Origin of the sequence: Pseudomonas chlororaphis subsp. chlororaphis (assembly GCF_003945765.1) — a bacterium.
GTDB lineage: Bacteria > Pseudomonadota > Gammaproteobacteria > Pseudomonadales > Pseudomonadaceae > Aquipseudomonas > Aquipseudomonas chlororaphis.
Genome location: NZ_CP027712.1, coordinates 1,987,837 through 2,006,661 on the forward strand (window position 1 = coordinate 1,987,837; position 18,825 = coordinate 2,006,661).

General features: G+C 63.9%; 18 protein-coding genes. 16 read left to right on the forward strand and 2 right to left on the reverse strand.

Translation table 11 applies throughout. The features are described 5' to 3' along the window. Positions 1-131 precede the first annotated feature (131 nt). From C4K27_RS09050 to C4K27_RS09065, 4 genes are all read left to right on the forward strand, one after another. Positions 132-791, forward strand: a complete 660-nt coding sequence (locus C4K27_RS09050; RefSeq protein WP_007931646.1) for a transglutaminase-like domain-containing protein — start codon at positions 132-134, stop codon at positions 789-791. 42 nt (positions 792-833) lie between these two features. After that, positions 834-1,457 (forward strand): glutathione S-transferase family protein, encoded by a 624-nt coding sequence (locus tag C4K27_RS09055; protein ID WP_053260191.1) that lies wholly within the window; start codon positions 834-836, stop codon positions 1,455-1,457. Between the two features lie 132 nt (positions 1,458-1,589). Further along, complete coding sequence (locus C4K27_RS09060) at positions 1,590-2,522, forward strand: ABC transporter ATP-binding protein (protein WP_007931649.1); 933 nt, start codon at positions 1,590-1,592, stop codon at positions 2,520-2,522. Further along, the gene (locus C4K27_RS09065) at positions 2,519-3,298 is read left to right on the forward strand and encodes an ABC transporter permease (RefSeq protein ID WP_007931651.1); all 780 of its coding nucleotides are present in this window, start codon (positions 2,519-2,521) and stop codon (positions 3,296-3,298) included. The genes C4K27_RS09060 and C4K27_RS09065 overlap by 4 nt, the downstream gene beginning before the upstream one ends. Positions 3,299-3,346: 48 nt before the next feature. Here C4K27_RS09065 and C4K27_RS09070 read toward each other — a convergent pair whose 3' ends face one another. After that, entirely contained in the window at positions 3,347-3,862 is a 516-nt protein-coding gene (locus tag C4K27_RS09070) for a DUF2062 domain-containing protein (RefSeq protein ID WP_053260192.1), read from the reverse strand. A 148-nt stretch (positions 3,863-4,010) separates the two neighbouring features. On the opposite strand from C4K27_RS09070, the gene C4K27_RS09075 reads away from it, so the two are divergent. The 12 genes from C4K27_RS09075 (at position 4,011) to C4K27_RS09130 (ending at position 15,483) form a co-directional block, all read left to right on the forward strand. Next, positions 4,011-6,242 (forward strand): DNA internalization-related competence protein ComEC/Rec2, encoded by a 2,232-nt coding sequence (locus tag C4K27_RS09075; RefSeq protein WP_053260193.1) that lies wholly within the window; start codon positions 4,011-4,013, stop codon positions 6,240-6,242. Between the two features lie 102 nt (positions 6,243-6,344). Next, positions 6,345-6,980: a flagellar polar localization protein PocA gene (locus tag C4K27_RS09080; protein ID WP_007931657.1), complete on the forward strand. Its 636-nt coding sequence runs from the start codon at positions 6,345-6,347 to the stop codon at positions 6,978-6,980. After that, positions 6,977-7,405: a flagellar polar localization protein PocB gene (locus tag C4K27_RS09085; protein ID WP_007931660.1), complete on the forward strand. Its 429-nt coding sequence runs from the start codon at positions 6,977-6,979 to the stop codon at positions 7,403-7,405. Before C4K27_RS09080 ends, C4K27_RS09085 begins: the two co-directional genes overlap by 4 nt. After that, positions 7,405-8,415 carry a tetraacyldisaccharide 4'-kinase gene (gene lpxK / locus C4K27_RS09090; RefSeq protein WP_053260194.1) on the forward strand — a complete coding sequence of 337 codons (1,011 nt, stop codon included), beginning with the start codon at positions 7,405-7,407 and terminating at the stop codon, positions 8,413-8,415. Before C4K27_RS09085 ends, lpxK begins: the two co-directional genes overlap by 1 nt. A gap of 22 nt (positions 8,416-8,437) precedes the next feature. Then, positions 8,438-8,623, forward strand: a complete 186-nt coding sequence (locus tag C4K27_RS09095; protein ID WP_007931663.1) for a Trm112 family protein — start codon at positions 8,438-8,440, stop codon at positions 8,621-8,623. Beyond that, positions 8,620-9,384 (forward strand): 3-deoxy-manno-octulosonate cytidylyltransferase, encoded by a 765-nt coding sequence (gene kdsB, locus C4K27_RS09100; RefSeq protein WP_053260195.1) that lies wholly within the window; start codon positions 8,620-8,622, stop codon positions 9,382-9,384. The genes C4K27_RS09095 and kdsB overlap by 4 nt, the downstream gene beginning before the upstream one ends. Next, positions 9,384-9,848, forward strand: coding sequence for a low molecular weight protein-tyrosine-phosphatase (locus tag C4K27_RS09105; protein ID WP_007931667.1), 465 nt, complete (start codon positions 9,384-9,386; stop codon positions 9,846-9,848). Before kdsB ends, C4K27_RS09105 begins: the two co-directional genes overlap by 1 nt. Next, positions 9,845-10,864 carry a UDP-N-acetylmuramate dehydrogenase gene (gene murB / locus C4K27_RS09110; protein ID WP_053260196.1) on the forward strand — a complete coding sequence of 340 codons (1,020 nt, stop codon included), beginning with the start codon at positions 9,845-9,847 and terminating at the stop codon, positions 10,862-10,864. Before C4K27_RS09105 ends, murB begins: the two co-directional genes overlap by 4 nt. Before the next feature lie 248 nt (positions 10,865-11,112). Then, positions 11,113-11,583 carry a (2Fe-2S)-binding protein gene (locus C4K27_RS09115; protein WP_053260197.1) on the forward strand — a complete coding sequence of 157 codons (471 nt, stop codon included), beginning with the start codon at positions 11,113-11,115 and terminating at the stop codon, positions 11,581-11,583. Beyond that, on the forward strand, positions 11,580-13,898 hold the full coding sequence (locus tag C4K27_RS09120; protein ID WP_053260198.1) for a xanthine dehydrogenase family protein molybdopterin-binding subunit: 2,319 nt from the start codon (positions 11,580-11,582) through the stop codon (positions 13,896-13,898). The genes C4K27_RS09115 and C4K27_RS09120 overlap by 4 nt, the downstream gene beginning before the upstream one ends. After that, on the forward strand, positions 13,898-14,893 hold the full coding sequence (locus C4K27_RS09125) for an XdhC family protein (RefSeq protein ID WP_053260199.1): 996 nt from the start codon (positions 13,898-13,900) through the stop codon (positions 14,891-14,893). Before C4K27_RS09120 ends, C4K27_RS09125 begins: the two co-directional genes overlap by 1 nt. Then, positions 14,890-15,483, forward strand: coding sequence for a nucleotidyltransferase family protein (locus C4K27_RS09130; RefSeq protein ID WP_053260200.1), 594 nt, complete (start codon positions 14,890-14,892; stop codon positions 15,481-15,483). The genes C4K27_RS09125 and C4K27_RS09130 overlap by 4 nt, the downstream gene beginning before the upstream one ends. A 103-nt stretch (positions 15,484-15,586) precedes the next feature. Here the strand turns inward: C4K27_RS09130 and rne are convergent, their stop codons facing one another. Then, positions 15,587-18,796 carry a ribonuclease E gene (gene rne, locus C4K27_RS09135; RefSeq protein ID WP_053260201.1) on the reverse strand — a complete coding sequence of 1,070 codons (3,210 nt, stop codon included), beginning with the start codon at positions 18,794-18,796 and terminating at the stop codon, positions 15,587-15,589. Between the last annotated feature and the right edge of the window lie 29 nt (positions 18,797-18,825).

An 18,825-nucleotide genomic window follows, 5' to 3' on the forward strand; every position in this document is an offset into this window, starting at 1 on the left:
TCAGGCATCGGGTCAGCAGCGTGTCGATCTTGTCAGGCTCGAAGCGGCAGCCACTGATATTTGGCCGAAACGTCGTTATCGCTGGGATGAGGCCGTCGTTAGACTCGGGACTTCACTCGGAGATCATCCCCATGCACGAGTACCTGAGTCCCAGCCGCTTCATCGATAGTGACCACCCCGCGGTGGTGGAGTTCGCGGAAACTCATCGTGGCGCCAGCAGCGATCCGTTGGAGCAGGCGGTGAACCTCTATTACGCGGTGCGCGAGGCCGTGCGCTACAACCCCTACACCTTCAGTCGCGACCCCGAGACCCTGCGTGGCAGCCATGCCCTGGCTACCGGCGAAAGTTACTGCGTGCCCAAGGCCACCCTGCTTGCCGGCTGCGCGCGGCATTGCGGGATCGCCGCGCGGATCGGCCTGGCGGACGTGCGCAATCACTTGTCGACCCCGCGTTTGCTGGAGTTGCTGCGCAGTGATGTGTTTGCCATGCACGGCTATACCGAGCTGTACCTGCAAGGACGCTGGGTCAAGGCCACGCCGGCGTTCAACCGGAAACTCTGCGAGATGTACGATGTGGCGCCCCTGGAGTTCGATGGCCGCCACGACAGCGTATTCCACCCCTTCAACCGCCAGGGCGAGCAGATGATGGAATACGTGCTGGACCACGGACAATTCGCCGACGTCCCCGAGACCTTCTTCTTCAAACACCTGGAAAAGTGTTATCCGCATCTGTTCGCCGAGCAGATGCCGTTGCTGCTGGGCGACATGCAGAGTGATTTGAGTCAGGTCTGATCCGGCGTAGACTGCCTCGGCATTCATCACTGAGGAGCGGTCATGCTGAAGATCTGGGGTCGGAAAAACTCGTCGAATGTCAGGAAAGCATTGTGGTGCGCCGAAGAGCTCGGGCTGACCTACGAGGCGGTGGATGCCGGTGGTGCCTGCGGTGTGGTGGATACCCCGGAATATCGGGCGATGAATCCCAATGGGCGGATTCCGCTGATCGAGGACGACGGCTTTGTGCTGTGGGAGTCCAACACCATCGTGCGTTATCTCGCCGCGCGCCATGCCGCCGGTACGGCCTGGTACCCGAGCGATGTACAGGCGCGGGCCTCGGCCGAGAAGTGGATGGACTGGACCACTTCGACCTTCGCCGAACCCTTCCGGCACCTGTTCTGGGGTGTGCTGCGCACGCCGGCACAGCAGCAGGACTGGGACAAGATCAATGCTGCGCTGAACAGTTGCGGCGAACTGCTGGCCGTGGTCGACCAGGCCCTGGCCGAACATCCCTACCTGTCCGGCGAGGAAATCGGCATCGGCGATATCCCTCTGGGCAGCTTCATTTATGCCTGGTTCGAAATGCCCATCGAGCGCCCGCAATTGTCTAATCTGCAAGCCTGGTACGCCCGCCTGCAACAGCGTCCGGCCTACCGCAAGGCGGTGATGACCGCGTTGACTTAATACTGACTATCAATACGGGTGACTGTACTTGTGCGGCGTCGGCAAGCACCATTGGGTGTATCCGGCGCCGTTGCAATGCAGGCGGTCCGCCCTTACCTATAATGCTCTCCCTTCTTGGTGCGTAAATCCGATATGAGTTCCGCTCTGTCCATCCGGCAGCTAACCAAAACCTACGGCAACGGTTTCCAGGCCCTGAGTGGTATCGATCTGGATGTCGCCGAAGGTGACTTCTTCGCCTTGCTCGGCCCTAACGGTGCCGGCAAATCCACCACCATCGGCATCCTCTCGACCCTGGTCAACAAGACCAGCGGCACGGTGAATGTCTTCGGCCATGACCTGGACCGCGAGCCCGCCGCGCTCAAGCGCTGCATCGGCGTGGTGCCACAGGAATTCAACTTCAACCAGTTCGAGAAGACCTTCGACATCGTGGTGACCCAGGCCGGTTACTACGGTATCCCGACCAAGGTCGCCAAGGAGCGGGCCGAGCAGTACCTGACCCAGCTCGGCTTGTGGGACAAGCGCGATGTGCCGTCGCGCTCGCTGTCCGGCGGCATGAAGCGCCGCCTGATGATTGCCCGCGCCCTGGTGCACGAGCCGCGCCTGTTGATCCTCGACGAACCGACTGCCGGCGTGGACATCGAGCTGCGGCGTTCGATGTGGACCTTCCTCACCGAGCTGAACCAGAAAGGCATCACCATCATCCTCACCACCCATTACCTGGAGGAGGCTGAGCAGCTGTGCCGCAATATCGGCATCATCGACCACGGCACCATCGTCGAGAACACCAGCATGCGCCAGCTGCTCAGCCAGCTGCATGTGGAAACCTTCCTGCTCGACCTGAAGACCGACCTGAAGGTGGCGCCGCAACTGATCGGCTATCCAAGCAAGCTGCTGGACAGCCACACCCTGGAAGTCCAAGTCGACAAAGCCGTGGGCATCACCGCGCTGTTCAGCCAGTTGGCCCAGCAGAACATCGAAGTGCTGAGCCTGCGTAACAAAACCAATCGCCTTGAGGAGCTGTTCGTGTCCCTGGTGGAGAAAAACCTGTCGAAGGTGGCGGTATGAGTTCCGAGCTACGGCCCAACCTTGTCGCGCTGAACACCATCGTCTATCGCGAAGTCCGGCGTTTTACCCGGATCTGGCCGCAGACCCTGCTGCCGCCGGCGATCACCATGGTTCTGTACTTCGTGATCTTCGGCAACCTGATCGGCCGGCAGATCGGCGACATGGGTGGTTTCACCTACATGGAGTACATCGTGCCGGGCCTGATCATGATGTCGGTGATCACCAACTCCTACGGCAACGTGGTCTCGAGTTTCTTCGGCAGCAAGTTCCAGCGCTCCATCGAGGAGTTGATGGTGTCGCCGGTGTCGCCGCACACCATCCTCATCGGCTATACCCTGGGCGGTGTCCTGCGGGGGCTGGCGGTGGGCGTGATCGTGACCCTGCTGTCGCTGTTCTTCACCCACCTGCAGGTGCATCACCTGGGCATCACCTTGCTGGTGGTGGTCCTCACCGCGACGATCTTTTCGCTGTTGGGCTTTATCAACGCGGTGTTCGCGCGCAACTTCGACGATATCTCGATCATCCCGACCTTCGTGCTGACCCCGCTGACCTACCTGGGCGGGGTGTTCTACTCCATCACCCTGCTGCCACCGTTCTGGCAGACGGTGTCGCTGGCGAACCCTGTGCTGCATATGGTCAACGCCTTCCGTTTCGGCATCCTCGGGGTTTCCGACATCCAGATTAGCGTGGCCATTACCTTCATGCTGGTGGCGACCGTGGTCCTGTACTTCGGTTGTGCCCGCCTGCTGGTCAGTGGTCGCGGCATGCGCCAGTAAGCCCGCGCAGAAACGACAACGGCCTCCCTCGGGAGGCCGTTTGCGTTTCTACAGTCGGCTCTGCTTGCGGCGGCGCCATTGCCGGCTGACCCACCAGCGCCAGTACAGCATGGTCAGGCAATAGGCGAGGGCGCCCAGCACCAGGCCAGCCACCAGCGAGCCCAGCAGGAAGGGTTGCCAGAGGGTCGAGAGTTCGCCGCTGATCCACTCCCAGGTCAGCTCGTCGGGCAGGGTCCGGGCGGGTACGTTCATCAACCAGGCACCGACCTGATAGGTGCAGAAGAACACCGGCGGCATGGTGATCGGATTGGTCAGCCAGACCAGGCTCACGGCAATCGGCATGTTGCCGCGCACGGAAATGGCCAGCACGGCTGCCAGCAGCATTTGCGCCGGGATCGGCATAAAGGCCGCGAACAGGCCGACCGCCATGGCGCGCGCCACGGAGTGCCGGTTGAGGTGCCAGAGGTTGGGGTCATGCAGCAACGTGCCAAGAAAGCGTAAGGACTTGTGTTCCCTGATGCTGGTCGGATCTGGCATGTAACGTTTGAATAGGCGCCGGGGCATAAGGCTTCTCGGTCAGTTCAAGCGGCAAGTATGCCCGGATTCTAGAAGGCGCCCATTCAGACTTTGTGACAAATGATAAAGCCGGCCCCCGGTCCGCTGAGCTAAGCCAAGGAGTGGCAACACTCAAAAACTGCTCAAGGACGGGCTTATGCGCACAGGGATGCTGGCGTTGGCGGCGGGGCTTTTATGCCTGCGCTTTTTGCCGGCGCTACCAGCGATCGGATGGCTGGCAGTGCTGCCGGTGGTGGCCTTGATGCTGTTGCCGTTTCGCACCTATCCATTGGCCCTCTTTCTGTTGGGCCTGGCGTGGGCCTGCATCAGCGCGCAATGGGCGCTGGATGATCGTTTGGCGGAACCGCTCGACGGGCAGACTCACTGGCTCGAAGGTCGAGTGGTGGGGCTGCCGCAGCAGACCGAGGGGCTGGTGCGTTTCGAGCTGGAAGACGGGCGGGCGCGGCGCGGCCGGATCCCGCAACGCCTGCGCCTGGCCTGGTATGGCGGGCCGCCGGTGCACAGCGGCGAACGCTGGCGCCTGGCGGTGAAGCTCAAGCGACCTGCCGGCCTGGTCAATCTGCAGGCCTTCGATCACGAGGCCTGGTTGCTGGCCCAGCGCATCGGCGCCACGGGCACGGTCAAGGATGGGCAATTGCTGGCCACCACCCGGGAGAGTTGGCGTGCGCGCATTCGCCAGCGCTTGCTGCAAGTCGATGCCCATGGGCGCGCCGGCGGCCTGGCGGCCCTGGTACTGGGCGACGGCTCGGGCTTGAGCCAGGAAGACTGGCGTGTCTTGCAAGACACCGGGACCGTGCACCTGATGGTGATTTCCGGGCAGCACATCAGCTTGCTGGCCGCGGTGATGTACGCCCTGGTGGCGGGGCTGGCCCGTTACGGCCTGTGGCCCGGACGCTGGCCCTGGCTGCCCTGGGCCTGTGGACTGGCGTTCGCTTCGGCCCTGGGGTACGGATTGCTGGCGGGGTTCGATGTGCCGGTGCGCCGTGCCTGCGTGATGGTGGCCCTGGTGCTGATCTGGCGCCTGCGCTTTCGCCACCTGGGTGCCTGGTGGCCGTTCCTGCTGGCATTGAATGCGGTGCTGTTGTTCGAGCCGCTGGCCAGTCTGCAGCCAGGTTTCTGGCTGTCCTTTACCGCGGTGGCGGTGCTGATCCTGATCTTCGGCGGGCGCCTGGGAGGCTGGCGCTGGTGGCAGTCCTGGACCCGCATTCAATGGTTGATCGCCATCGGCCTGTGCCCGGTGCTGCTGGCGCTGGGGTTGCCCATCAGTCTCAGCGGGCCGCTGGCCAATCTGCTGGCGGAACCCTGGATCAGCCTGCTGGTGCTGCCGCCGGCGTTGCTCGGCACCTTGTTGCTGGCGGTGCCTTACCTGGGCGAAGGCTTGCTCTGGCTGGCCGGTGGTTTGCTGGACCTGCTGTTCCGCGGCCTGACCCTGCTGGCTGCCCAGTGGCCGGCGTGGGTAGCGCCGGCCATACCGCTCTGGGCCTGGAGCATCAGCGCGCTGGGAGCCTTGCTGCTGTTGCTGCCTGCGGGCGTGCCGCTGCGTCCCTTGGGCTGGCCGATGCTGCTGTTGGTGGTGTTCCCGCCGAAAAACACGCTGCCATATGGCGAGGCGGAAGTCTGGCAGCTGGATGTCGGGCAGGGCCTGGCGGTGCTGGTACGGACTCGCGAGCACGCGATGCTGTATGACGCCGGTCCGCGTTTTGGCGATTCCGACCTGGGCGCGCGGGTGGTGCTGCCGTCCTTGCGCAAGCTGGGCGTCGCGCACCTCGACCTGATGCTGCTCAGCCACGCCGATGCCGATCATGCCGGTGGCGCCGACGCCATTTCGCGCGGCTTGCCGGTGGCCAGGCTGGTCAGCGGCGATCCCGAGGGTTTGCCGGCCTATTTACCGGCAGAGCCTTGCGCCAGCGGCGAGCAGTGGCAATGGGACGGGGTGCGTTTTTCCCTGTGGCAATGGGCAGGTGCGCAGAACGGTAACCAGAAGTCCTGCGTGATGCAGGTCGAGGCCAAGGGCGAGCGTTTGCTGCTGACGGGGGATATCGATGCCCTGGCCGAGCGCGCCTTGCTGGATACCCCGCTGGCCGTCGAGACCCACTGGTTGCAGGCGCCGCATCACGGCAGCCGCAGCTCGTCGTCCGCGGCCCTGCTCAAGGCCCTTGCGCCTTCGGCGGTGCTGATTTCCCGTGGGCACGGCAATGGGTTTGGGCATCCGCACCCGCAGGTCGTCGAACGTTATCGCCAGCAAGGGACCGCCATTTACGACAGTGCGGAGCAGGGAGCGCTGCGGCTGATGCTGGGCACCTACACCGAACCGACGAGCCTGCGGGCGCAGCGGCGCTTTTGGCGCAAATGGCCACTATCTCCTTAAATAACCGAGAGTTATTAAAGCCTGAAGGCATGCGACATCAGGTTCTTCGGTGCATTCGGCCCCTATGTTAGAGTGGCGCACTTTTTCGAGGGGACTGTCACTGTGTGGGAATTGGTCAAATCCGGCGGCTGGATGATGTTGCCGATCATTCTGAGTTCCATTGTCGCGGTCGGCATCATTGCCGAGCGTCTGTGGACCCTGCGGGCCAGCCGCGTTACCCCGCCTCATCTGCTGGGCCAGGTGTGGCGCTGGATCAAGGACAAACAGCTGAACAAGGACAAGCTCAAGGAGCTGCGCGCCCATTCGCCTCTGGGCGAGATCCTGGCCGCCGGCCTGGCCAACTCCAAGCATGGCCGCGAGGTCATGAAAGAGTGCATCGAGGAAGCCGCCGCCCGGGTCATCCACGAACTGGAGCGCTACCTCAATGCCCTCGGCACTATCGCCGCCATGGCCCCGCTGCTGGGCTTGCTGGGTACGGTGCTGGGCATGATCGATATTTTCAGTTCGTTCATGGGCTCGGGCATGACCAGCAACGCCGCGGTGCTGGCCGGTGGTATCTCCAAGGCGCTGATCACCACCGCGTCCGGCCTGATGGTCGGTATCCCGGCGGTGTTCTTCCACCGTTTCCTGCAACGCCGGGTCGATGAGCTGGTGGTTGGCATGGAGCAGGAAGCCATCAAACTGGTCGAAGTGGTGCAGGGCGACCGCGACGTCGATCTGGCCGAGGGCAAAGCGTGAAATTCCGCCGCAAGCCACGGGAAACCATCGATATCAACCTCGCGTCGTTGATCGACGTGGTGTTTATCCTGCTGCTGTTTTTCGTCGTGACCACTACCTTTACCCGGGAAACCCAGTTGCGTGTCGAGTTGCCGGAGGCCGTCAGCGGCTCGCCGGCCGAAGACCAGCAGACCAAGCAACTGGATATCGCCATCAGCGCCGACGGGGTGTTTTCGGTGAACAACCAGGTGCTGCCCAAGAGCGACCTGGCCAGTCTGATCGAAGCCTTGCAGAAGGAGTCGGCGGGCGACACCAACCTGCCGCTGTCCATCAGTGCCGACGGCAAGGCCCAGCACCAGGCCGTCATTACCGCGATGGACGCCGCCGGCAAGCTCGGTTTCAGCCATCTGCGCATGACCACCGTCGAGGCGGCGCCAGCACCCTGATGGCCATGTCCGATCGTTTGCTTGCTGCCTGGTACAACGGCCATCCCGCGCTGAAACTGCTGCAGCCCCTGGAGTGGCTCTATCGCCGGGTGGTGGTGCGCAAGCGCGAACGCTTCCTGGCCGGTGAGGGCAATGTTTACCAGCCGCCGGTGCCGCTGGTGGTGGTCGGCAATATCACCGTGGGCGGTACTGGCAAGACGCCGCTGATCCTGTGGTTGATCGAGCATTGCCAGCGCAGCGGGCTGCGGGTCGGCGTGGTCAGCCGGGGTTACGGCGCCAAGCCGCCGCAGTGGCCATGGCGGGTCGCCGCCGAGCAGAGCGCCGCAGTCGCCGGCGACGAGCCTTTGCTGATCGTCCAGCGCAGCGGCGTGCCGCTGATGATCGACCCCGATCGCAGTCGTGCCGTGCGAGCCCTGCTGGCCGCCGAGCCGCTGGACCTGATTCTCTCCGACGACGGCATGCAGCATTACCGCATGGCCCGCGACCTCGAACTGGTGTTGATCGACGCCGCGCGTGGGCTGGGCAACCGGCGTTGCCTGCCGGCCGGGCCGCTACGCGAGCCGGTCGAGCGCCTGCAAAGCGTCGACGCAGTGCTCTACAACGGCGCCAGCGACGATCGCGAGGATGGCTTCGCCTTTCGCCTGGTGCCCACCGCCTTGGTCAATCTGCAAAGCGGCGAACGCCGCGGGCTTGAGCACTTCGCGCCGGGTCAGGCATTGCACGCGGTGGCCGGTATCGGCAATCCGCAACGTTTCTTCACTACCCTTGAAACGCTACACTGGCAGCCTGTCCCGCATGCTTTCGCCGACCACGCCGAATACAGCGTGCAGGCGCTGAGTTTCACCCCGGCGTTGCCGCTGGTCATGACCGAAAAGGATGCGGTGAAGTGCCGTGCCTTCGCGGCTCCCGACTGGTGGTACCTGGCGGTGGATGCTGTGCCATCCCCGGCCTTCGTGGCCTGGTTCGATACGCAGCTGATGCGCCTGTTGCCCGCTCGTCTTCTGCCTTAACGCTTCTATCCAGGGAATTCTCATGGACACCAAATTGCTCGATATCCTCGCTTGCCCGATCTGCAAGGGACCGCTCAAGCTCAGCGCCGACAAGACCGAGCTGATCAGCAAGGGCGCCGGCCTGGCCTATCCGATTCGTGATGGCATCCCGGTCATGCTGGAAAGCGAAGCCCGCACCCTCAGCACCGACGAGCGCCTGGATAAATGACCACAGCCTTTACCGTTGTCATTCCAGCCCGATTCGCCTCCACCCGCCTGCCGGGTAAACCGCTGCAGATGATCGCCGGCAAGCCGATGATCCAGCACGTCTGGGAACAGGCCTGCAAGAGCGCCGCCCAGCGTGTGGTGGTGGCGACCGACGACGCGCGAATCGTCGAAGCCTGCCAGGGCTTCGGCGCCGAAGCGGTGTTGACCCGCGAGGACCACAACTCCGGGACCGATCGCCTGGCAGAAGTCGCCAGCCAGCTGGGCCTGGCCGCGGATGCCATCGTGGTCAATGTCCAGGGCGACGAGCCGTTGATCCCGCCGGCGGTGATCGACCAGGTGGCCGCCAACCTGGCTACCCACACCGAAGCGAGCATGGCCACCCTGGCCGAGCCGATCGAAGACGTCGAGACCCTGTTCAACCCGAACGTGGTCAAGGTGGTCAGTGACATCAATGGTCTGGCCCTGACCTTCAGCCGCGCCACCTTGCCATGGGCGCGCGACGCCTTTGCGAAGAATCGCGACCTGCTGCCGGAAGGCGTGCCTTATCGCCGCCATATCGGCATCTATGCCTACCGCGCCGGTTTCCTGCATGACTTTGTCAGCTGGGGCCCGTGCTGGCTGGAGAACACCGAGTCGCTGGAGCAGTTGCGGGCCTTGTGGCACGGCGTGCGTATCCATGTCGCCGATGCCCTGGAAGCGCCACCTGGTGGTGTCGATACCGCCGAAGACCTTGAGCGCGTTCGTCGCCTGCTGGAGGCCTGATGCGGGTTTTGTTTGTCTGCCTGGGCAATATCTGCCGTTCGCCGACGGCGGAGGGCGTACTGCGCCACAAGTTACGTGAAGCGGGGCTGGCCGACCGGGTCGAAGTCGCGTCCGCGGGCACCGGCGAATGGCACATCGGCAAGGCGCCGGACAAGCGCAGCCAGCGCGCGGCGCTGTTGCGCGGCTACGACCTGTCGGCCCAGCGCGCGCAGCAAGTCAGCAGCGCGGACTTTGCTCGCTACGACCTGATCCTGGCCATGGACGAGAGCAACCTGCGCAACCTCAAGGCGCTGCAGCCGGCCCAGGGCAAGGCCGAGCTGGACCTGTTCCTGCGCCGCTACGAGGCGGCGGTGGACGAGGTGCCGGATCCTTACTACGACGGTGAGCAAGGTTTCGAGCAGGTGCTGGACCTGATCGAGTACGCCAGCGATCGGCTGGTGATCGAGCTGAAGGGGCGTCTATGAGCTTGCATCTGCAGTCCCAGGTTTCCCTCAAGCCCTTCAACACCTTCGGCGTCGATGTGCGCGCGCAGCTGTTCGCCGAGGCCCACAGCGATGCCGACGTGCGTGAGGCGCTGGCCTGTTCGGCGCAGCATCGACTGCCGCTGCTGGTGATTGGCGGCGGCAGCAACTTGCTGCTGACCGCGGATATTCCAGCGCTGGTCTTGCGCATGAGTACCCGTGGCATTCGTCTGCTGAGCGACGATGGCCAGCAGGTAGTAGTCGAAGCCGAAGCGGGTGAAATCTGGCATCCCTTCGTGCAGTGGACCTTGCAACAGGGCTTGTCCGGCCTGGAAAACCTCAGCCTGATTCCGGGGACTGTGGGCGCCGCACCGATGCAGAACATCGGTGCCTACGGGGTCGAGATCAAGGATGTGTTCGCCGGCCTGACCGCACTGGATCGGCAGAGCGGCGAGTTGCGCGATTTCAGCCTGGAGGAATGTCAGTTCGCCTACCGCGATAGCCTGTTCAAGCAAGAGGCTGGCCGCTGGCTGATTCTGCGGGTGCGTTTTGCCCTGGCCCGCAGCGAGCATCTGCACCTGGAGTATGGCCCGGTGCGCCAGCGCTTGAGCGAGCAGGGCATTGAGCAGCCGACGGCCAGCGATGTCAGTCTCGCCATTTGCAGCATCCGCAGCGAAAAACTGCCGGACCCGGCGGTACTGGGCAATGCCGGCAGTTTCTTCAAAAACCCGGTAGTGTCCGCTGCGCTGGCGGCCGAGATCAGGCAGCGGCATGCGGGGCTGGTGGGTTATCCACAGGCGGACGGGCAGGTGAAGCTGGCCGCTGGCTGGTTGATCGAACAGGCGGGCTGGAAGGGCTTTCGCGATGGCGATGCCGGGGTGCATCGTTTGCAGTCGCTGGTGCTGGTCAACTATGGCGGTGCCACGGGCTTGCAGCTGTTAAGCCTGGCACGAAGGATCCAGCAGGATATTGCCGAGCGCTTCCATGTTCAGCTGGAGATGGAGCCCAATCTCTACTGAGCTTGTTGAGCTAAGCTCAAGACGCGCCAGCAAAGCCTTGCATGGGTTCACACCCTGCAAGGCTTTTTTGTTAATTGCGGCTTAACTTAGCCTGCTAACAATGCAACTATTTGTACCCCCAAAGGCCCGGTGAAGACTCCCCGTCTTCATAAGAGAGCCCATTAGCCTGAGTCGATCTGCTCCTGCAAGTCGTTGTACTCAACGGCAGATTGCTCGACCCCATAAACGGAAAATATGCGGGCGTGCCCATGATTACCCTGAAACTCAACGGTCAAGATCACCCACTGGATGTCACCGAGGACATGCCGCTGCTCTGGGCTATCCGCGACGTGGCGGGCTACAACGGCACCAAGTTCGGTTGCGGCATGGGCCTGTGCGGCGCGTGCACCATCCATATCGACGGCGCCCCGGCGCGCAGTTGCATCACGCCGATCGGCTCGGTGGTCGGGCAGAATGTCAGCACCATCGACAACCTGCACAGCGACCCGGTCGGCAAAGTCGTGCAGCAGGCCTGGCTGGACAGCGCAGTGGCCCAGTGCGGCTACTGCCAGGGCGGGCAGATCATGTCGGCCACTGCCTTGCTCAAGGTCAACCCCAACCCCAGCGACGAACAGATCGAAGCCGCCATGGTTGGCAACATCTGCCGCTGCGGCACCTACAACCGGATCAAGACGGCGATCCGCCAGGCCTCCACCCACCTGAAGGAGGCCAAGGCATGAGCCAGCTGCCGAATGATTTTGCTTTGAGCAACCTCAGCCGCCGCGGTTTTCTCAAAGGCGTCGGAGCCACCGGCGCACTGGTGCTGGCGGCCAGCTGGGGCTGGCAGGACGCTTTCGCCGAAGAGAAGAAGTTCGGTGCCGACGGTATGCCCAACGGCTGGGTCGATGACCCCAAGGTGTACGTGAGCATCGCCGCCGACGGCAGCGTGACCGTGTTCTGCAACCGTTCGGAAATGGGCCAGGGTGTGCGTACCAGCCTGAGCATGGTGGTCGCTGACGAACTGGAGGCCGACTGGGCGCTGGTGAAGGTCAAGCAGGCGCCGGGCGACGAGGCGCTGTTCGGTAACCAGGACACCGACGGTTCGCGCAGCATGCGCCATTGGTACGAGCCGATGCGGCGCTGCGGTGCGGCGGCGCGGACCATGCTCGAGCAGGCGGCGGCCGAGCAGTGGAAAGTCCCGCTGGCCGAGTGCCGGGCGCAGTTGCATAAAGTGGTCCACCAGCCGAGCGGCCGTGAACTGGGCTACGGCGCCCTGGCCGCGGCGGCGAGCGCCCTGGCGGTGCCGGCCCGCGACAGCCTGCGGCTGAAGCAACCCAGCGAATTCCGCTACATCGGCAAGGAGGGCACCCGCGCCATCGACGGTGCGGACATCGTCAATGGCCAGGCGGTCTACGGCGCCGACGTGCATTTCGACGGCATGCTCTTCGCGACGGTTGCGCGCCCACGGGTCTATGGCGGCAAGGTCAAATCCTTCGATGGCAGCGCGGCGCTGAAGGTGCCGGGCGTGATCAAGGTGGTGCAGATCGAAAGTCGCCCGCTGCCTTCCGAGTTTCAGCCGCTGGGCGGCGTGGCGGTGATCGCCAGCAATACCTGGGCGGCGATCAAGGGCCGCGATGCGTTGAAGATCGAGTGGGATGATGGCGTCAACGCCGGCTACGACTCGATTGCCTACCGCAAGGAACTGGAAGCCGCGGCGCTCAAGCCCGGCAAGGTAGTGCGCAGCACCGGCAATATCGACGACGCCATGGGCAGCGCCGACAGCAACCTGGAGGCCTCCTACTACCTGCCGCACCTGGCGCAGGCGCCGATGGAACCGATGGTCGCCGTGGCGCGCTTCAAGGACGGCCAGTGCGAAGCCTGGGCTCCGAGCCAGGCGCCACAGGTGACCCGCGAACGTATTGCCGAGCGCCTGAGCATTCCCTTCGACAAGGTGACGGTCAACATCACCTTGCTCGGCGGTGGCTTCGGGCGTAAATCCAAGCCCGACTTCATCCTCGAGGCGGCGATTCTCGCCAAGGAAGTGCCGGGCAAGGCCGTGCGGGTGCAATGGACCCGTGAAGACGACATTCACAACTCCTACTTCCACACCGTGTCGGCGCAATACCTCAAGGCCAGCCTGAACAAGGACGGCATGCCGTCCGGCTGGCTGCACCGCACCGTGGCGCCGAGCATCACCGCGCTGTTCGCCCCGGGCATGAACCATGAGGCCGCCTTCGAACTGGGCATGGGCTTCACCAACCTGGCCTATGCGATTCCCAACGTGCGCCTGGAAAACCCCGAGGCCGCTGCGCATACCCGGGTTGGCTGGTATCGCTCGGTGTCGAACATCCCGCACGGTTTCGCCATCCAGAGCTTTATCGACGAACTGGCCCATAAGGCGGGCCAGGACCCGTTGAAGTACCAGCTCAAACTGCTCGGGCCGGATCGCCGGATCGATCCGCGGACCTTGAGCGAAGAGTGGAACTACGGTGAGTCGCCGGAGCGTTACCCAATCGACACCGCGCGCATGCGCGGCGTGCTGGAGACGGCGGCCAAGGCGGCGGGCTGGGGCCGCAGCCTGCCCAAGGGCCGCGGCCTGGGGCTGGCGGTGCATTACAGCTTCGTCACCTACGTGGCGGCGGTGATCGAGGTCGAGGTCAAGGATGATGGCACCTTGATCGTGCACAAGGCCGATATCGCCGTGGACTGCGGTCCGCAGATCAATCCCGAGCGTATCCGCTCGCAGTTCGAGGGCGCCTGTGTGATGGGCCTGGGCAATGCGGTGGTGGGTGAGATCAGCTTCAAGGATGGCAAGGTCCAGCAGGACAACTTCCATATGTATGAAGTGGCGCGCATGTCTCTGGCGCCGAAGGAAGTCGCCGTGCACCTGGTGACGCCACCGGGCGATGTGCCACTGGGCGGTGTCGGTGAGCCGGGCGTGCCGCCGATCGCGCCGGCCCTGTGTAACGCGATCTTTGCCGCCACCGGCAAGCGCATCCGTAACCTGCCAGTGCGTTACCAGCTGCAGGGCTGGCAACAGGCGGGCAAGGCCTGATGGACAGCGTCGACCTGAATGTCCTGCGCAGCGTGCTGGAATGGCGCCGCGCGGGGCAGCGCGTGACCTTGTACAGCGTGGTCCAGACTTGGGGCAGCGCGCCGCGGCCACCGGGGGCCATGCTGGCTTTGCGCGAAGACGGCATGGTGATCGGCTCGGTCTCGGGCGGTTGCATCGAGGACGACCTGATCGCCCGTTTGCACGATGGCCGCCTGTCTCTGGACGGGCCGCCGGTGCAACTGGTGACCTATGGCGTGACCCGCGAGGAGGCCGCACGTTTTGGCCTGCCGTGCGGCGGCACCTTGCGCCTGACCGAGGAGCGGGTTGGCGATCCGGGCTGGGTCGCGGAACTGCTGGCTCGTTGCGAGGCGCATGAAATCGTCGCTCGGGAGTTGAACCTGAGCAGCGGTGAAGTGCTGCTAAAGCCGGCCAGCAAGACCGACGTGCTGAGCTTCGATGACACCACCCTGCGGGCGATCTATGGCCCGCGCTGGCGGCTGTTGCTGATCGGCGCCGGGCAGTTGTCGCGGTATGTGGCGGAAATGGCGCGGCTGCTGGACTTCGAAGTACTGATCTGTGATCCGCGCAAGGAGTTTGTCTACGGTTGGGAAGAGCAGCACGGGCGTTTTGTGCCGGGAATGCCGGACGATGCGGTGCTGAATATCGAGACTGACGAGCGTACAGCCATTGTCGCGCTGACCCATGACCCCCGGCTGGATGACATGGCGCTGTTGACCGCGCTCAATTCCCGGGCGTTTTACGTCGGGGCGCTGGGCTCTCGGGTCAACAGTCAGAAGCGTCGGGAGAATCTGGCCCAGCTGGGACTGGAGCCGCAGGCCATCGAACGCCTGCACGGGCCCATCGGCCTGCATATCGGCAGCCATACACCGGCGGAGATTGCCCTGTCGGTGATGTCGGAGATCGTCGCCATCAAGAACGGCATCGACCTGTTGCAGAAAAAGCCACCTCAAGTCACTGCGCAGGTGAGCGCGTGAGCGAGTCGCTGTGCGCGGTCATCCTGGCCGCGGGGCAGGGCAGTCGTTTCCGACAGGCGGCGGGGGGCGGGCAAGACAAGTTGCTGGCTCCATGCCTGGGACGAGACGCGGTGATCAGGCCGGTAGTCGAGCAGGTCCTGAGGAGTTTGCCCGAACTGCTGACCCGTAGAGTCCTGGTGACAACGCCGGACCGTACCGAGGTGATTGCCTTGGCTGAAGCCTATGGCTGCCAGGTGGTGCTTCTGGATTCGCCGGGTATGGGCGACAGCCTCGCGGCGGCCGTCGCAGCCTGCGCCGATGCCAGTGGCTGGCTGGTGGTGCTGGGGGACATGCCCTTTATCCTGCCGTCGAGTATCGAGAGCGTGGTGCGGGAACTGGGCGAGCAAATGATCCGGGTGCCTGTTTATAAGGGGGCCTATGGTCACCCGGTGGCTTTTGGCGCGGCCTTTGGGCAGGCGTTGCGGGGCCTGACCGGGGATCGAGGAGCCAGGCCGCTGTTTGCCGCGGGGCAGGTTGTCGAGGTGGAACTGGCGGATGCTGGCGTGTTGTGGGACGTGGATATGCCGCAGGCGTTGGTTTTTAGCGGTTGAGATCGCTGGGCTCGCTTTCGCGGCGAAGATGTTGATCGAAGAATTGCAGGCATGAAAAAGCCCCGCCTGGGTGACCAGGCGGGGCTTTTTATCGGGCTAGGAATCAGACGAGGGGTTTAGGCTCGTGCTCTTCTTCCTGGGCCTTGGGCTTGTGCTCTACCACTTCTTCGACGGAGCGCGGGGCTTCGTCGGCGGCAGGCGCAGGTTGCTCGATGGCCGGTTCGGCAGCAGGAGCTGCCTCGACCGCGGCAACCACTGGCGCAGGCTCGGCGGCCACTACGGCTTCTACCGGAGCTTCAGCGGCAGCAGCGGCAGCCAGTTCGGCTTCCTTCTGCAGACGCTCGGCTTCGCGCTTGCGACGACGCACTTCACGCGGGTCGTTTGGCGCGCGACCGGTGCTGGTCAGGGCGCTGGCTGGAGCGGCCTCGACAACCGGTGCAGCCACTTCGGCGGCAGGTGCCTCAATCGGCGCTGCCGGTGCGGCAGCCACAGGCTCGGCAACTACAGGTTCAGCAGCCACGACTGCTTCAGCCACAACTTCTGCGACTGGTGCAGGCGCTTCGGCAACGATCGCCTCGGCGGCACGCTCGAAGGCACGAGGCGCTTCCTGGGCTGGCTCTGCCGCTGGTGCTTCGGCGACTGGCGCTTCGACCACTGGCTCGGCAACGACTGCTGGTTGTTCTGCAACAATTGCAGGTTGCACAGCCTGTTCTTCGTGCTGTTCTTCACGAACCTGGGCGACTTCAACAGCAGGTGCTGCTGGAATCTCTACCGCAGTGGTGGCCTCGACGACCGGTGCTTCGACGGTCGGTGCGGCTTCCTGGACGGCAGCAGTGGCACGTTCGGCCTGCTCGTGAGCCTGTGCTTCGGCCGGGGCGCTGATCACGGTGCTGGCAACGGCAGCGGTTACCGCCAGGCCTGCGGCCAGATCGGCGCTGCTTGGCTCTTCGCTGTTTTCTTCCGAACCTTCGATCACATTGCCGTTGGCGTCACGCTGACGCTCACGACGGTTGCTGCGACGACGCTGGCCACGGGAGCGGCGGCGTGGACGATCGCCCTCGGCGTTCTCCTGACCATCTTCCTGCAGTTGCTCTTCGTTCGGCAGCAGCTCTTCTTCAGCTACGGCAGCGGCCTGTTCGGCGCGAGGTTGACGCTCTTCACGCGGTGGGCGCGGTTGACGCTCTTCGCGTGGCTGACGAGCCGGACGTTCTTCGGCGACAGCGGCAGCGGCAGGAGCAGCGTCCAGCGGTTCGCGCAGTTCACGCACGCGTTCTTCACGCTCGCCGCGTGGCTTGCGGTCTTCACGTGGTGGGCGTGGTTGACGCTCTTCCCGTGGCGGACGTGGCGCGCGCTCTTCGCGAGCGGTGGCCTGGACTTCCTCGCGAGCCTCGCGGACTTCGCGTGGCTGACGCTCTTCGCGGGCTTCGCGCGGTGCGCGCTCTTCACGAGGGGCGCGTTCTTCGCGTGGCTTGCGCTCTTCGTCGCGGCGACCGTTGCGATTGCGGCTCTGCTGACGACCGTTGCGGCGTTCTTCGTTGCGTGCAGGACGCTCGGTGGCCGGTTTTTCAACCACGACCGGAGCGGCTGGCTCTTCCTTGGTGGCGAACAGGCTGACCAGGGATTTCACCAGACCCTTGAACAGGCTTGGCTCGGCAACGGCGGCCGGAGCGGCAACCGGGGCGGCGGCCACTTCGGTTGGGACCGGTGCGTTGGCGCGGGCTGGAGCGGTCTTGACGGCGGCTTCCTGGCGAACCAGGGTGCGGGTCGCGGCGGCTGGCTGGACTTCTTCGGCTTCGGCAGCGGCAGCGGCGATTTCGTAGCTGGACTGGTTGATGCCGGCTTCCGGGCTGTCATCACGCAGACGCTGGACTTCGAAGTGCGGCGTTTCGAGATGGTCGTTCGGCAGAATGACGATACGAGCACGGGTGCGCAGTTCGATCTTGGTGATCGAGTTGCGTTTTTCGTTGAGCAGGAAGGCCGCGACCGGAATCGGCACTTGGGCGCGAACTTCGGCGGTGCGGTCTTTCAGGGCTTCTTCTTCGATCAGGCGCAGGATCGCCAGCGACAGCGATTCGACGTCGCGGATGATGCCGGTGCCGTTGCAGCGTGGGCAGACGATGCCGCTGCTTTCGCCGAGGGATGGACGCAGGCGCTGGCGGGACATTTCCAGCAGGCCGAAGCGCGAAATGCGACCGACCTGGACGCGAGCGCGGTCGGCTTCCAGGCATTCGCGGACTTTCTCTTCCACGGCGCGCTGGTTCTTGGCCGGGGTCATGTCGATGAAGTCGATGACGATCAGGCCGCCGATGTCACGCAGGCGCAGCTGGCGAGCGATTTCTTCCGCTGCTTCCAGGTTGGTCTGCAGGGCGGTTTCCTCGATGTCGCTGCCTTTGGTGGCGCGCGCCGAGTTGATGTCGATGGACACCAGGGCTTCGGTCGGATCGATAACGATGGAGCCGCCGGAAGGCAGTTCGACGACGCGCTGGAAGGCGGTTTCGATCTGGCTTTCGATCTGGAAACGGTTGAACAGCGGAACGCTGTCTTCATACAGCTTGATCTTGCTGGCGTACTGCGGCATCACCTGGCGGATGAAGGTCAGGGCTTCGTCCTGGGCTTCAACGCTGTCGATCAGCACTTCGCCGATGTCCTGGCGCAGGTAGTCGCGGATGGCGCGGATGATCACGTTGCTTTCCTGGTAGATCAGGAAAGGCGCCGCGCGGTCCAGCGAGGCTTCTTTGATGGCGGTCCAGAGTTGCAGCAGGTAGTCGAGGTCCCACTGCATTTCTTCGCTGCTACGGCCCAGGCCGGCAGTGCGCACGATCAGGCCCATGTCGGCAGGGGCGACCAGGCCGTTCAAGGCTTCGCGCAGTTCGTTGCGCTCTTCGCCTTCGATGCGACGGGAGATGCCTCCGGCACGCGGGTTGTTCGGCATCAGCACCAGGTAACGACCGGCCAGGCTGATGAAGGTGGTCAGGGCTGCACCCTTGTTGCCACGTTCTTCTTTTTCGACCTGAACGATGACTTCCTGGCCTTCGCTCAGGACGTCCTTGATATTGACGCGGCCTTCGGGAGCTTTCTTGAAGTATTCGCGGGAGATTTCTTTGAGGGGCAGGAAGCCGTGGCGCTCAGAGCCGAAATCGACAAAGGCAGCCTCGAGGCTTGGTTCGATGCGAGTGATACGGCCTTTATAGATGTTGGCCTTCTTCTGCTCGCGTGCACCGGATTCGATGTCCAGGTCGTAGAGGCGTTGGCCATCTACCAGTGCAACACGCAACTCTTCGGGTTGAGTTGCGTTAATCAGCATTCTTTTCATGTAGTACCGTCGGTTTCCGGGCTGCCGGA

Coding starts and splice junctions, on each gene's coding strand:
- C4K27_RS09050 (WP_007931646.1), top strand. CDS start 132: ATGCACGAGTACCTGAGTCCCAGCCGCTTCATCGATAGTGACCACCCC.
- C4K27_RS09055 (WP_053260191.1), top strand. CDS start 834: ATGCTGAAGATCTGGGGTCGGAAAAACTCGTCGAATGTCAGGAAAGCA.
- C4K27_RS09060 (WP_007931649.1), top strand. CDS start 1,590: ATGAGTTCCGCTCTGTCCATCCGGCAGCTAACCAAAACCTACGGCAAC.
- C4K27_RS09065 (WP_007931651.1), top strand. CDS start 2,519: ATGAGTTCCGAGCTACGGCCCAACCTTGTCGCGCTGAACACCATCGTC.
- C4K27_RS09070 (WP_053260192.1), bottom strand. CDS start 3,862: ATGCCCCGGCGCCTATTCAAACGTTACATGCCAGATCCGACCAGCATC.
- C4K27_RS09075 (WP_053260193.1), top strand. CDS start 4,011: ATGCGCACAGGGATGCTGGCGTTGGCGGCGGGGCTTTTATGCCTGCGC.
- lpxK (WP_053260194.1), top strand. CDS start 7,405: ATGGCCATGTCCGATCGTTTGCTTGCTGCCTGGTACAACGGCCATCCC.
- C4K27_RS09095 (WP_007931663.1), top strand. CDS start 8,438: ATGGACACCAAATTGCTCGATATCCTCGCTTGCCCGATCTGCAAGGGA.
- kdsB (WP_053260195.1), top strand. CDS start 8,620: ATGACCACAGCCTTTACCGTTGTCATTCCAGCCCGATTCGCCTCCACC.
- C4K27_RS09105 (WP_007931667.1), top strand. CDS start 9,384: ATGCGGGTTTTGTTTGTCTGCCTGGGCAATATCTGCCGTTCGCCGACG.
- murB (WP_053260196.1), top strand. CDS start 9,845: ATGAGCTTGCATCTGCAGTCCCAGGTTTCCCTCAAGCCCTTCAACACC.
- C4K27_RS09115 (WP_053260197.1), top strand. CDS start 11,113: ATGATTACCCTGAAACTCAACGGTCAAGATCACCCACTGGATGTCACC.
- C4K27_RS09120 (WP_053260198.1), top strand. CDS start 11,580: ATGAGCCAGCTGCCGAATGATTTTGCTTTGAGCAACCTCAGCCGCCGC.
- C4K27_RS09125 (WP_053260199.1), top strand. CDS start 13,898: ATGGACAGCGTCGACCTGAATGTCCTGCGCAGCGTGCTGGAATGGCGC.
- rne (WP_053260201.1), bottom strand. CDS start 18,796: ATGAAAAGAATGCTGATTAACGCAACTCAACCCGAAGAGTTGCGTGTT.